This is a genomic window from Frankia sp. CgMI4 (assembly GCF_001756285.1).
Taxonomy (GTDB): domain Bacteria; phylum Actinomycetota; class Actinomycetes; order Frankiales; family Frankiaceae; genus Frankia; species Frankia casuarinae.
Genome location: NZ_MAQZ01000065.1, coordinates 1 through 12,862, shown reverse-complemented (window position 1 = coordinate 12,862; position 12,862 = coordinate 1). Strand labels below are relative to the sequence as shown.

Below are 12,862 nucleotides of genomic sequence, written 5' to 3'. Positions count from 1 at the left end.
CAAGCCGCCGGTGGGCGGTAAGCCAGGCGAGGGTGCGTTCGACCACCCCTCGTCCCGGCAGGGCCCCGGAGGTTTTCCGGCCGGGGTTCTCCCGGGTGGTCTCGACGGTGGTCTTCAGGATGGTCCACGACCCCCGCGGGCCGGGTCCGCCCCGCGACGCGCCCTGGGCCCTGGCGGTCACGCCCTTGTTCTTCCACCGGTCGAAGAAGCCGCAGACCGCCCGCCACGCCGGGAAGCCCGCCGGCAGCGCCCGCCACGCGATCCCGTTGCGGGCCACGTAGCCACGTACCGGATGGCGCCCACGATGCCCCGGCGGCAACACCGCTTCGGCAACCACCCACCCGGCGTCACCAAGACCCGACCGGTACCGGTGTGTACCCACCACGGCCACCCGGGGCGGTCTCAGATGATCAGAGCATCAGTGCTGGTAGAAAGATGATCCACTGATCGGAGGGCTGAGTGCGCGGCGTCGAGTTGACCTTGGAGGAGCGGGAGGCGATCTCCAGGGGCTTGGCCGAGGGACTGTCACACCGGATGATCGCGGCCCGGCTGGACCGAAACCAGTCGGTGATCAGCCGTGAGGTCGCGCGCAACGGCGGCAATGCCGGATACCGCGCCGCGGACGCGCAGAAACGCGCCGACGAGCGGCGGCGGCGACCGAAGGCGTTCAAGCTGGAAACTCACGTCCGGCTGCACGACGCGGTGGCCGAACGGCTGTCGGCCGACTTCTCGCCGGAACAGGTGTCTAATCGGCTGAAGAAGGATTTCCCGGATGATCCGGAGATGCGCGTGTCGCACGAGACGATCTACCAGACGCTCTTCGTTCAGGCGCGTGGCGAACTGAACACGCGGCTGAAGCTCGCGCCGCGGTCGGGCCGGGCGGAGCGCCGGCCGCGGGGGTCGACTCGGCCGAAGCAGGCCAGGATCGCCGGCATGGTCGGCATCTCCGAGCACTCTGCCGAGGCCGCCGACCGCGCGGTACCCGGCCACTGATTTTGCTGGTGGTAGGCTTGTGTGACTCTCTGGGTAGGAGCCGTGGGCTTCTTGCGGGCGAGCGTGGGCGGCCCGGCCGGGCCGCCCAACCCTTCGTAACCGAGGTCGAACAGCACCTCGTGTAGGTCGGCGGTCCACTCCTCTTCCAGGATCGGCGGCGCGCCGGAGGCGCGCAGAGCGGTCGAGTCGTGTTCGCGGCCGGGGGGCACCTCCGAGACCCACAGCGGCCAGCCGTCGTCGGGGGTCGACAGGATTTGGACGTTGCCACCGTGATCGGAGATCTTGCCGGACCACCACAGGTCCACGCCCTCGCTCGGACCAGGCACGCGCAGCCGGTCGGTCTCGATGACCGTGCCATCGACGATCAGATGGCGATAGCCTGCGATCCTGGCCCGCATCAACGCCTCGCGCAGGTCAGGGGCCTGCCAGGCCAGCACGGCGACGCCCTCGTGCAGGTAGCGGTAGCCCACTGAGCGGGATACTCCATGATCGTTGAGGGGCGGGCGGGTCCGCGTGCCGTCACAGAACCAGCGCAGGGCCATCACGGCCTGCTCCAGCGCGGACAGCGTGCGAGTGCCGTTACGGGTACCACGACGCTGACGCTCCGCGACCAACAGTCCGGCCAGGCGGAAGACGGTGTGATCGCCGAAGGGCAGCTCGGCGGTGTATGTGAAACTCATGCGGGACGCGGGGTCCTTCGGTGAAGTGATCTGTGGAAGGACACTTCCTACCGAGACCCCGCGCCGCCTTGTCTCCCGGCCCGACCCCACCCGCCAGACCATCACAGTCCGTTACGGCTACCCAGTGCGACGACCCGTTGCCGGGAAAGGCTCATTGACCGCGTCGTGCAACCGCGTTTTCACCGCCAGCTTGTGYGGCTTAGGTCGTATGGCCTGCGCTTCCGCTCGTTCCTGGGCCTCGACATTGCTGGCCGACGACCGCGCTCAGCGYCAGACGTGGCGCAAGCTGTCCCCACACGGGCAGGCACTCCTCGTGCTCGCGCACCTACGCAACGGCGACACCTACGAGCGACTCGCCGAAGGCTTCGGCGTCAGTGTCGGGACGGTCTACAACTACGTGCGCGAGGCCGTCGATCTGCTGGCCACCCGCGGCCGTAGCCGCCTCGCGGCGGTGTGGACGTTCGCGTGGACGCAGAGCAACTTCCTCATCCTCGACGGAACGGTCGTGCGCACCACCCGTGTCCGGGCACACAACAAGCTGTACTACTCGGGCAAGCACAAGTACCACGGCATCAACCTSCAGGGCCTCACCGACCCCTACGGCAGGATGATCTGGATCTCCGAGGGGCTTCCCGGCAGCGTCCACGACCTCACCGCCGCCCGCATGCACGACATCCTCCACGTGATCGACCGCTCGGAGCTCCACCTCTTCGCCGACAAGGGATATGTCGGCGGCGAAGGAGACCACCTCCTCGTTCCGTACAAGAAGCCACCCGGCGGCGACCTGTCCGATCAGCTAAAGGAGATCAACCGTGCCCACGCCGCCACCCGCGCCAGAGGCGAGCGCGGCTTCGCGATCCYGAAGAACTGGCACATCTTCGACCGCTTCCGCGGCTGYCCCCGCCGTGTCGGGAAGTTCGCCCTCGCCGCATTCATTCTCACCGAGGAAGAGATTTAGGAAAGCTAACTTTGAAAAGGCTCAGTGAGCGGCCGAAGGAGGCCACCGACCGTGCCGTGCCCGGGTTCCGGGAGGGCGATCTCATTGAAGATCCACAGTGGCAGGTCGATCCGGTGCGGCCGGCCCGGCCCGTGGCGAGGATGGTGGGGTGCAGCGGGAGCAGCGTCGCGTGCGGGTCCAACGGTTTCGCCGACAGTTTCGGCGTCCCGGGGATCGGGCCGGGGCCGGAACAGGGGCCGGGGACCGGGCGGAGCTGGTCCAGATGCTGCGGGCGGCGCTCGGGGAGCGACCGACCACGGCCGGATCGATGGTCGCCGGCACCGGTGTAGATCATGATCGAGTGGTCCGGCCCATGGTCGACGCCTCGGCCCGGCGCCKGGCCGAGTACTCCTCCGACGCCTCGAACTACCGGGTGCCGCCCGCGGTTGTGGTGTTCCCCCGGGAGGTCGGGGACATCCTGGCGATCGCGGCAGTTTGCCGGTCCACCGCGACCCCGCTGACCACCCGGGGCGCGGGCACCTCCATCGCGGGCAACGCCGTGGGCCCCGGGGTGGTGATGGATCTCAGCCGCCACCTGCACCGCATCATCTCCCTGGACCCGGCCGCCCGCACCGCGAGCGTGYAGCCCGGGGTCATCCTGGACAGCCTCCAGGAGGCGGCCGGCCGGCACGGGCTGCGATTCGGTCCGGATCCCTCCACCCATGCCCGCTGCACCATCGGCGGCATGATCGGCAACAACGCCTGCGGCGCACGGGCGATCGCCTACGGCCGGACCGCCGACAACATCGTCGATCTCGACGTGCTCGACGGCACGGGACGTCGACTACGGGTCGGCCCGGGTGGCTCCGGGCGATCGGGTGGCTCTGGGTATCCGGCAGTCCCCGGGTATCCGGCAGTCCCCGGGCTCGACGACCTCGTCCGGGCCAACCTGGCGGTCCTGCGCACCGAACTCGGCAGGTTCCCCCGCCAGGTCTCCGGCTACTCGCTGGAGCACCTGCTGCCCGAACGCGGCGGCGACCTGGCGAAGGCCCTGGTGGGCTCCGAGGGCACCTGTGTGGTCGTGCTCGGGGCGACCGTCCGCCTCGTCCCCCGGCCGGCCGCGACCGCGATGGTCGTGCTGGGCTATCCGGACATGCCGGCCGCCGCGGACGCCGTGCCGCTGCTGTTCCCGCACGCTCCGCTGGCGGTGGAGGGCATGGACGCGCGCCTGGTCGACATCGTGCGCCGGCACCGGGGACCGCGGGCCGTACCGGAGCTTCCCGCCGGCACCGGCTGGCTGTTCGTCGAGGTCGGTGGGGCGAGCCCGGCGGAGGCGCTCGCGGCCGGCTGGGCGTTGGCGACCGCCGCGGGCACGAGGGCCACCCGGGTGCTGCCCACCGGCCCGCAGACCCGCGCCCTCTGGCGGATCCGCGAGGACGGCGCGGGTCTCGCCGGGCGGAGCGCGGCGGGGGAACCAGCCTGGCCCGGCTGGGAGGACGCGGCCGTGCCGCCGCAGCGCCTGGGAGCCTACCTGCGTGACTTCGAAGACCTGCTGCGCGCGCACCGGATCGACGGGGTGCCGTACGGACACTTCGGGGACGGCTGCGTGCACATCCGGATTGATCTACCGTTGGCGGAGGCCCCGGGGCGCCTGCGCCCGTTCCTGACCGAGGCCGCCGACCTGGTCGCCTCCTACGGCGGCTCGATATCCGGTGAGCACGGGGACGGCCGGGCCCGCGGTGAGCTGCTGGCCAGGATGTACTCGCCGGCCGCGCTCGGCGTCTTCGCCGGTTTCAAGGCCCTGTTCGACCCGGACGATCTTCTCAACCCGGGTGTGCTGGTCCGGCCGAGGCCGATCGACGCCGACCTGCGCCTGCCGGCGGCTCGCCCGCTGCCCACTATCGGCGGATTCGCCTTCACCGCCGACGCGGGGGAGTTCGGGCGGGCCGTCCACCGCTGCGTCGGGCTGGGCACCTGCCGGGCCGACACGCCGGCGGCCGGCGGCTTCATGTGCCCGTCGTACCTCGCGACGCGCGACGAGAAGGATTCCACCCGCGGCCGGGCCAGGGTGCTGCAGGAGATGGCGAACGGCTCGCTGGTCCGCGGAGGTGCCGGGGGCGCCCGGGCCCCGGAGGTGGCCGAGGTGCTCGACCTGTGCCTGTCGTGCAAGGCGTGCGCGCGCGACTGCGCGGCCGGGGTGGACATGGCGACGTACAAGTCCGAGGTGCTGTTCCGCGCCTACCGGCATCGACTCCGGCCGGTCAGCCATTACGTGCTCGGCTGGTTRCCCCGATGGGCCCGGGTCGCCGGGCGGGCGCCACGCCTGGTCAACGCGGTGCTGGCCGGACCGGCGGTGCGACGGCTGCTGCYGCGGATGGGGGGCATGGACGCGCGCCGCGAGGTGCCGGCCTTCGCCAGGCAACCGTTCAGCCGCTGGTGGCGCGAGCACGGCGGCTCGGACCTGGGAAGCGGCTCGGACCTGGGAAACGGGTACCCGGCCGACGGGTACTTGGCTGACGGGCGGCCGGCTGACGGGCAAGCGGCCGACGGGCGGGCGATCCACCGGCGCGAGGCCCACAGCCGGGAGGTGGTGCTGTGGATCGACACGTTCACGGAGGCGTTCTCCCCCGAGGTCGGCCGGGCCGCCGTGGCAGTTCTGGCGGACGCCGGCTACCGGGTGATCGTGCCGCCGGGCCCCGCGTGCTGTGGTCTCACCTGGATCACCACCGGCCAGCTCGACGGTGCGCGCCGCCGGTTGCGAGCGACCGTCGACTGCCTCGCGCCGTACGCCCGGGCCGGGACGCCGATCGTCGGCCTGGAACCGTCTTGCACGGCGGTGCTGCGCGGCGACCTCGTCGAGCTGCTCGCGGGCGACCCCGCAGCCGCGCTGGTCGCCGGTGCGGTGCGTACCCTCGCCGAGCTGCTCGCCGACACCATCGGCTGGACTCCGCCGCGTCTCGACGGGGTGCGCGTCCTTGCCCAGCCGCACTGCCACCAGCACGCGGTCATGGGATTCGCCGCCGACCGCGGCCTGCTGGCGGCGGCCGGCGCGGACGTCGACGTCCTCGCTGGCTGCTGCGGCCTGGCCGGCAACTTCGGTATGGAGGCCGGGCACTACGACGTGTCGATGGCGATCGCTGCCCGTACCCTGGGCCCGGCGATCGCCTCGGCTCCCGCGGGCACCGTGCTGCTCGCCGACGGATTCTCCTGCCGGACCCAGGCCGAACACGTCGCCGCCCGGCGCGGGCGGCATCTCGCCGAGTTGCTCGCCGAGCGTCTCGCCGGGCTCAGATCTCCGCAGTGACGTCAGAAGCGAAGTCAGATCTCCACGGTGAAGACCGTCGCCGGCAGGCCGTCGCCGTCGTCGGTGACCGCGGCGGGGCCGGCCGGGTTGCCGGCCAGCTCTCCCCGGGGAACGGCGAGTACGACGACGGGATGGTGACGGGYGAGCTTCGCGATCAGTGGCCRGAGCCGGGCGACCTCCACCCGGGTATGGCCGACCTGCACGACTCCCGTCATCCCGCCATCGAGGCGGACGAATCCGTCGGGAACGTGCGACCCGGTGTGCAGGGCGGCCTCGTTTTCGTGCCGCCACTGTCGCTCGCTGATCCAGGCCAGCACCCGCGACCCGCCCACCCCGGCGTTCTCGATCCRCAGCCGGGCGCGGGCGACCATGGCGTGGCGCACGGCCCCCGCCGCGCTCGTCGCCRCCCCGTCGGATTCCAGCTCCATCGAACTGACCAGCCGGGTGCCCTCGGCGGTGAGCCGTACGAGCCGGCCCTGGCCGGCGAGTACGGGATCGGCGGAGGCGACTCCGGCGTTCTCCCAGCGCTTCACGACGGCGCGGGCCGCGTTCTTGGAGATCGGGTGTTCCGGGCCGAGAATCTCCGAGATGTCCGACTCGAAGGCGGCCCGCATATCGAAGATCCATTCGAGGGCGTGGAGATCCCGTTGGTTGAGGCGAACGTGCCCCCTGTCCGCTCTGCTCTTGCGAGGCTGGTCTGACACCGTGCTCCCTGGGGTTTATGRCTGGGAAGTCTATGGGCGCGGGGTTCTGCGGTCGTGACTGTCGTCAACCCGGCCGGGGTGGTTCCACGTGTTGTCGCGATGTACCGCTCCGTGGGGCCGGGACTTGTGGCCCTATGCGGGGATGTTGATCGGTGATTTCTGAATTATAGGGCCGGACGGTACCGGCCAACCGGGTTGCCCGGAAGTGTCGGAAAGCATGCCGGTGGAGTGCGGTGTGGCACGGCGCACCCGGCTTAGCGGGGAGGCCGTGTCTCGGAGTGTTCCTGGTGGTCACCCGCCCCCGCCGGCTGACGACCTGCGGTAATTTTTCGCCCGGCCTTATGACCGTAGGGCCCGGATCGGGCATGGGGTGCCGGTAGATGGCTCGATCCGAGGCTTCTCTTGTTCCGCTGCCTCTGGGGGAAATTCGTTATGATCACCACAGGAATGTGGCCGCGTGAATGTTGCGCTGTATTGTCCGGAATTCGACGGATCGGGATTATCTCGGCGTTGACTCGCGTTTCGCGGGTCTGTGGCCCCGGGGGGATCCGATGACCTCGACCGATCAGGGGGGCAGGACCGATCAAGCGAGTAGGACCGATCAAGCGAGTASGACCGAGCAGGGGAGCCGGACCGGGCCGGCGGGCAGACCGGACGACCGCACGGGCCTGCTCCGTCTGCCCGTTCTGCCGCATCCCCGCCACCCGCTGGAGCGTCCCGAGCGGACGGGCGGTTCGGCCGCGGAACCGGTCGGTTCCCGGCTGGACGTCGGGCCACAGGTGTCGGTCGTGATACCCACCCGCAACGAGGCGCGCAACGTCGAACCGCTGCTGCGGCGCCTCGACGAGGCGCTGCACGGCCTGTCCGGAGAAGTAATCTTCGTTGACGACTCCGACGACGGAACGCCCGAGGTCATCGCGCGCGTCCGCCCCTCGGTGCGGTTACCGGTACGGGTGCACCACCGGACCCCGGCCCAGCGGGTCGGCGGGCTGGGGGGCGCGGTCAGCGAGGGCTTCGCGCTCTGTGCCGCGCCCTATGCGGTGATCATCGATGGGGACCTCCAGCATCCGCCGGAGACCATCCCGGCGCTGCTCGGCACCGCCGTGGAACATGCCGCCGATGTGGTGATCGGCAGCCGGTACGTGTCCGGCGGCAGCGCATCGGGGCTCGCTGGAAGCATGCGGCACCTGGTCTCGACGGGGTCGAACCGGTTGTGTCGGTGGGTCTTCCCCCGTCGGCTGCGCGGCGTCTCGGACGTGATGAGCGGCTTCTTCCTGGTACGGGTCGCCGTCGTGGACCGGGCCGGCCTGCGACCGGACGGCTACAAGATCCTGCTGGAGCTGCTCGTCGCGTCCGGACGGCTGCGCGTCCGCGAGATCGGGTACGCCTTCGCCGAGCGGCACGCCGGGACCTCCAACGCCTCGCTGACCGAAGGCGCCCGCTTCGCCCGGCGGCTGTTCGCGTTGCGGGTTCCGAAGCCCGCGCGGTTCGCCCTGGTCGGGGCGTCCGGGACGGTGCCGAACCTGCTTGGCACCGCCGTGCTTCACCACGTCGGCTTGCACTACCTGGTCGCGGCGATCGTCGCGACCCAGATCGCCGTCGGCTGGAACTTCCTCGGCTGCGAGCTCCTGGTCTGGGATCGGGAGACGGGTTCCCGGCTGCGTCGCTATCCGGCGTTCGCGCTCATCAACAATCTCGATCTGGTCATTCGGCTGCCACTRCTCGCGGTGCTGGTCGGGCGATGGCATCTCGGCGTCGGCATCTCGACCCTGATGTCCCTGGCCGCCGCGGTGATCGTCCGATACCTGGTGGTGGATCGGCTGGTGTACCGGCGACGGGCGGTGTCTGAGCGGGCGGTGTCTGAGCGGGCGGTGTCTGAGCGGGCGGCGTCTGAGCGGGCGGTGTCGCCGTCCCACGGAAGGCCGTCGGAGGACGGGGTGTCCGGTGCGGTTTCGTAGCCCACCCGCCGGTGACGGCGTACACCTCGGCGCCGGTGGGGTCCTCATCCGGCTGTTCTGTTCCGGGCATGCGCAGCTCCCCGACAGGCGGATCATGCTTGCCGGCGGCACCTTGGCGTATTCCACGCCGACGACGAACTACAAGGGAATGGCGAGGAGCTAATTCGCCGACACCACGGTCGCCGAGTACGTGGCCGACCTCCCGAAGCTCGTCGCGGCGAACTGACCTTCCATCCAGGCCGGGGACCGGACCCGCCGCGGTGTCGCCCGCCCGCGGTGCTCCGTGCCCACCCCTTTCAGGCAGGTACAGGTGACATCCGATTCTGATTCCGAAGTCCCGCGTGCGCGGGCGCTCCCCCGCGGCGCGCGTCGGCATGCCCATGCGCACCGAGATCCCCGCGTGCCCCGACGCTCACCTCGGCTGTGGATGGTAGCGGCCGCGGGGTGGTGGGCCGCGGGGTGGGGGGCCGCCCTGCACACCACGTCGGCCCTCGTGTTGTCCGCGTTGGTCGGTCTGGACGGGAGCATGTCTTACCTCTTGCCCGGCGCACTCGCGGTCGTCCTGCCTCGGATGTTCGGCCGGGGTGGCCGGGGCCGGCGGATCCCGTGGCTCGCCCGGCTCGCGTGCGAGTCGGGCGGCTGGTACGTCTACATGTTCGCCGGTTCGCCGGACATCAGGCTGGTCTCGTACGGCGGTCCGCGCCTGGGCCAGCCGTTCGCCGTGGTACTGGGCGCGGTGGCGGCGGTGACCGGCGGCCTGGTCCTGTCCGGTCGGCTCCGGGCGCGGACCCGCGGGTCGATCCCCGGCGCCAGCCGCCGGCGGCGCTGGGTGTGGGCGCTGGTCAGCGTGCCCCTCGCGGTGACGCTGGGGGTGCGTGCGGCCGAGCATCACCACGTCGTGCTACTCGCCGCATGGACGATCGTCTCGTTGCTGATGCTGCTGGTCGCCAGCCTGACCCTCGTGCGCGGCCAGTACAGCTGGCAGCGTCCCGAGCGGGTGCATCACGTGGACCTGACCGGCAACCTCGCGCCCCGCAACCGCTTCTCCCTCATCGTCCCCGCCCGCGACGAGCCGGTGCTCGGGCGGACCCTGACCCAGATCCTTGCCGGCGACTACCCCGGCGACCTGGTGGAACTGGTCGTGATGGTGTCGTATGACGAGGTCGACCAGGAGACCCGACGGGTCGCCGAGGAGATCGCCGGCCGGCATTCCAACGTGCGGGTCGTCGCGCCCGAAGGCAGCCGGCGTAGTAAACCCCTGTCCCTGGAGGACGCCCGCCGGCACTGCACCGGCGACCTGGTCGGCGTCGTCGACGCGGAGTCCCTGCTCGCCGGGGGACTCCTGCGTTACGTGAACACGCTGGCCCTGCGCCACGCCGACGTCGGCATCTTTCAGGGCGGCGTGCAGCTCATGAACGCGCGTGCCACGGCGTGGCGGCGCGCCGCGGACCACTCACCGATACGGGCGTTCCTCCACTGGTTGGACGCGGGCACCTCCTGGTGGCGGGCCCGCAACTGCCTCGAATACTACATCTGGTTCATGTCGCGGCTGCGTTTCCAGGCGCGCGCGCGTTTCATCCCACTCGGCGGCAACACGGTGTTCATTCGGCGAACGGTGCTGGAAAGGCTCGGTGGGTGGGACGTCTCCTGCCTCACCGAGGACTGTGACCTCGGGGTGCGGGCTTCGGCCGCCGGAATCCCGACCGCGGTCTTCYACCATCCGGATCTGACGACCCGGGAGGAGACCCCGGAAAGCCTCACGAAACTCATCATCCAGCGCACCCGCTGGATGATGGGGTTCATGCAGGTCCTCTTCAAGGGGGACTGGCGGGCGCTGCCGGGAGCACGTCAGCGCATCATGGCGGTGGAGATGCTCACGATGCCGTTCTTCCAGGCACTCGCCGGCGTCCTGCTGCCGGTGTCGCTGGTCCTCACGTTGTTTCTGGCGGCGCCGACCGGTCTGGTCATCGTCTTCTGGCTTCCGTTCGGTGCGACCGTCATGACGGTTTTCTCCGAGCAGGCGGCGTTCCGCGAGTTCGCCGAGGCGTACGGGCTCGATCTGCGTCGCTGGGACAGCGTGCGGCTCGTGCTCTGCGCCCCGCTGTACCAGCTCGCGCTCTCCGCCGCCGCGGTGCGCGCCACGGCCCGGTTGCTGCGTGGCCGGGTCGAGTGGGAGAAGACCTCCCACTCCGGGGCCCACCACAGCACCGGCTCCGGCCGCTTCGAGCTGGAGGCGGCGTCGTGACCGCACCCGACGCCGCGAACCCGTACCCCCGACCGCTMGGCCCGCAGACCGCCGTGACCTGGATCGCAGCCCGGGCCGGGGAGCTCACCGGCCGACTGGTCGGCTGGGTCGGCGTCCGCCGCCGCAGCCTGCTCCTGCTCGCCGTGCTCCTGACGGTGGTGGCGGTGCTGCACGGTTACAATTTCGACGGCTGGCCGGGCCGCGTCACCGACGACGAGGGCACGTATGCCGCCCAGGCTTATTCGATGCAGTACTGGAACCGGATCGCGCATTACACGTACTGGTATGACCATCCGTTCGGCGGATGGCTGTTGATTGCCATCTACACGAAGATCACTGATGGTTTCAACCGGGCGCCGACGGYGGTCACCGCGGCCCGCGAGCTCATGTTCGGCGTGCATCTGGTGAGCTGCGTGCTGCTGTACCGGTTCGGCCRGCTCCTCGGCCTACGACGGTTCTTCGCCGGCCTGGCCCTGCTCGTCTTCTCGCTTTCACCGCTCGCCCTGTGGTATCAGCGGATGGCGTTCCTCGACAACATCGCCGTGATGTGGCTGCTCGCCGCCCTGGTGTGCGCGGCGTCGCCGCGACGCAGTGTCGCGGCGGCGGCGTTCGCCGGGATCTTCATGGCCTTCGCGTTCTGGTCGAAGGAAACCGTCCTGCTCTTCCTCCCGGGGTTGTACGTACTGCTCCGGCAGAATCGTGATCCTCGTAACTGGCGATTCGTGCGGCGCAACTTCATGGGCTGCCTGATCGGCGTGTGCGGCATCTACATCCTGTATGCGGCCGCGAAGAACGAGCTGTTCGAGGGGCCCGGCCACGTCTCGCTGGAATGGGCGATCAGATGGCAGCTGTTCGACCGGGCCCCGAGCGGCAGCGTGCTCGACACCGGCAGTGACACCTACCATGTCGTGCGGTCCTGGCTCGATCTCGATCCCTACCTGGTCCTCGCCGGTATTGCGGCCGCGGTTCCCCTGCTCGCCCTGCGGCGGCTGCGGGTCGTCGCCGGACTACTGCTGCTGCAGTTTGCCTTCGTCTTCCGCAACGGCTACCTGCCCAACCCCTACGTCACCGCGATGCTCCCGTTCGCCGCGTTGTGCGTGGCAGGGTTGCTCGACGCCGTCCTGCCGAGTGGAGCACGGCCGCGACGCGGTCCGCCGCATCATGCCGGGCCGGGGTCGGGGCCCGGGGCGGGGGTGGGGGCGACCGCGGCCATGATCGTCAATGGCCTGCGCTRCCTCGTGGTCCTGGTGGCCCTGTCCGTGGCCGCCGCGACGGTGATCCCGGACTGGACACCGAAAATTCGCACCGCGCTCACCCAGGACGCGAGTGCCCCGAGCCGGGAGGCGACCCGATGGTTCCTCGCGAACGTTCCCCCGGAGGGCATCGTTATCACCGACGACATCGCCTGGACCGACCTCACGATCGCCGGGCGCCGGCCGCTGCCGGTGTGGTTCTACAAGCTGGACCTCGACCCTCAGGTGCGCGGCCGGTTCCCCCACGGCTGGCGTGATGTCGACTACCTGATGATGGGCAAGCCCCCCGACTCGGTGCTCGCTGAGGTCCCGCTCGTCGCCGAGGCGCTCCGGCACTCGGTGGTCCTCAAGTCGTTCGGCGATGGAGAGATCGAGATTCGCCGGGTCATCGTCCCGGACTGCCGCGGCCGGCCTGACCGGTGCTGAACCCGTGACATCTTCCCCTCCAGCTGACCGGCCGTGGACTGACGACGCGTCCGATGGGCYAGGTCGACGGAAACCCGATCTTCACCATCGACTTCGACTTCGTCGGTCATGAGCTGGTCGTCCAGCGCCTGGACGGCGAGAGGATCTCATTTCCCCTGGTCGCGCAGTCGGTAGCGTCGTTCTACCGCCGCACCTTCGACGCGCTGGCGGCGCTCGGCATCAAGATCCGCCTTGACCATCCGCATCCGTGCCGTCCTCCCGCTCGCGGCCCTCGAGCGCGGCCCGGACCGGCGGGCCGGCGTTCTCGACTTCGACGACAGCGCCTACCGGGCCGGGGCCTACCGGGCCGGGGCCTACCGGGC

10 protein-coding genes and 1 pseudogene are annotated in these 12,862 nt (G+C 70.5%); 7 read left to right on the top strand and 4 right to left on the bottom strand.

Going from position 1 to position 12,862, the window contains the following annotated elements:
• The 3 genes from Manayef4_RS10750 to Manayef4_RS25930 all read right to left on the bottom strand — a co-directional run.
• Nucleotides 1-337, bottom strand: a 337-nt coding sequence (locus Manayef4_RS10750; RefSeq protein ID WP_139140060.1) for a transposase, incomplete at its 3' end; no start/stop codon positions are given.
• Between the two features lie 188 nt (nucleotides 338-525).
• Entirely contained in the window at nucleotides 526-798 is a 273-nt protein-coding gene (locus Manayef4_RS25935) for a hypothetical protein (RefSeq protein ID WP_035908064.1), read from the bottom strand.
• A 26-nt stretch (nucleotides 799-824) separates the two neighbouring features.
• Nucleotides 825-1,391 (bottom strand): transposase family protein, encoded by a 567-nt coding sequence (locus Manayef4_RS25930; RefSeq protein WP_023842294.1) that lies wholly within the window; start codon nucleotides 1,389-1,391, stop codon nucleotides 825-827.
• 490 nt (nucleotides 1,392-1,881) lie between these two features.
• Here Manayef4_RS25930 and Manayef4_RS10735 point away from each other — a divergent pair, with 490 nt between their 5' ends.
• The gene (locus Manayef4_RS10735) at nucleotides 1,882-2,631 is read left to right on the top strand and encodes an IS5/IS1182 family transposase (RefSeq protein WP_070131486.1); all 750 of its coding nucleotides are present in this window, start codon (nucleotides 1,882-1,884) and stop codon (nucleotides 2,629-2,631) included.
• Between the two features lie 307 nt (nucleotides 2,632-2,938).
• Nucleotides 2,939-5,914, top strand: a complete 2,976-nt coding sequence (locus Manayef4_RS10730) for an FAD-binding and (Fe-S)-binding domain-containing protein (RefSeq protein ID WP_349257439.1) — start codon at nucleotides 2,939-2,941, stop codon at nucleotides 5,912-5,914.
• Nucleotides 5,915-5,928: 14 nt separating this feature from the next.
• Here Manayef4_RS10730 and Manayef4_RS10725 read toward each other — a convergent pair whose 3' ends face one another.
• Nucleotides 5,929-6,618 (bottom strand): hypothetical protein, encoded by a 690-nt coding sequence (locus Manayef4_RS10725; protein ID WP_070131485.1) that lies wholly within the window; start codon nucleotides 6,616-6,618, stop codon nucleotides 5,929-5,931.
• A gap of 779 nt (nucleotides 6,619-7,397) precedes the next feature.
• On the opposite strand from Manayef4_RS10725, the gene Manayef4_RS10720 reads away from it, so the two are divergent.
• The 5 genes and pseudogenes from Manayef4_RS10720 to Manayef4_RS25925 form a co-directional block, all read left to right on the top strand.
• Complete coding sequence (locus Manayef4_RS10720; RefSeq protein WP_254665578.1) at nucleotides 7,398-8,576, top strand: glycosyltransferase family 2 protein; 1,179 nt, start codon at nucleotides 7,398-7,400, stop codon at nucleotides 8,574-8,576.
• Entirely contained in the window at nucleotides 8,563-8,739 is a 177-nt protein-coding gene (locus Manayef4_RS24950) for a hypothetical protein (protein ID WP_023841309.1), read from the top strand. Before Manayef4_RS10720 ends, Manayef4_RS24950 begins: the two co-directional genes overlap by 14 nt.
• A 363-nt stretch (nucleotides 8,740-9,102) precedes the next feature.
• Nucleotides 9,103-10,821 carry a glycosyltransferase family 2 protein gene (locus Manayef4_RS10715; protein WP_254665577.1) on the top strand — a complete coding sequence of 573 codons (1,719 nt, stop codon included), beginning with the start codon at nucleotides 9,103-9,105 and terminating at the stop codon, nucleotides 10,819-10,821.
• The gene (locus Manayef4_RS10710) at nucleotides 10,818-12,500 is read left to right on the top strand and encodes a 4-amino-4-deoxy-L-arabinose transferase (protein WP_070131484.1); all 1,683 of its coding nucleotides are present in this window, start codon (nucleotides 10,818-10,820) and stop codon (nucleotides 12,498-12,500) included. Before Manayef4_RS10715 ends, Manayef4_RS10710 begins: the two co-directional genes overlap by 4 nt.
• A gap of 20 nt (nucleotides 12,501-12,520) precedes the next feature.
• Nucleotides 12,521-12,862, top strand: a pseudogene (locus Manayef4_RS25925) (DUF5996 family protein); the annotation flags it as partial.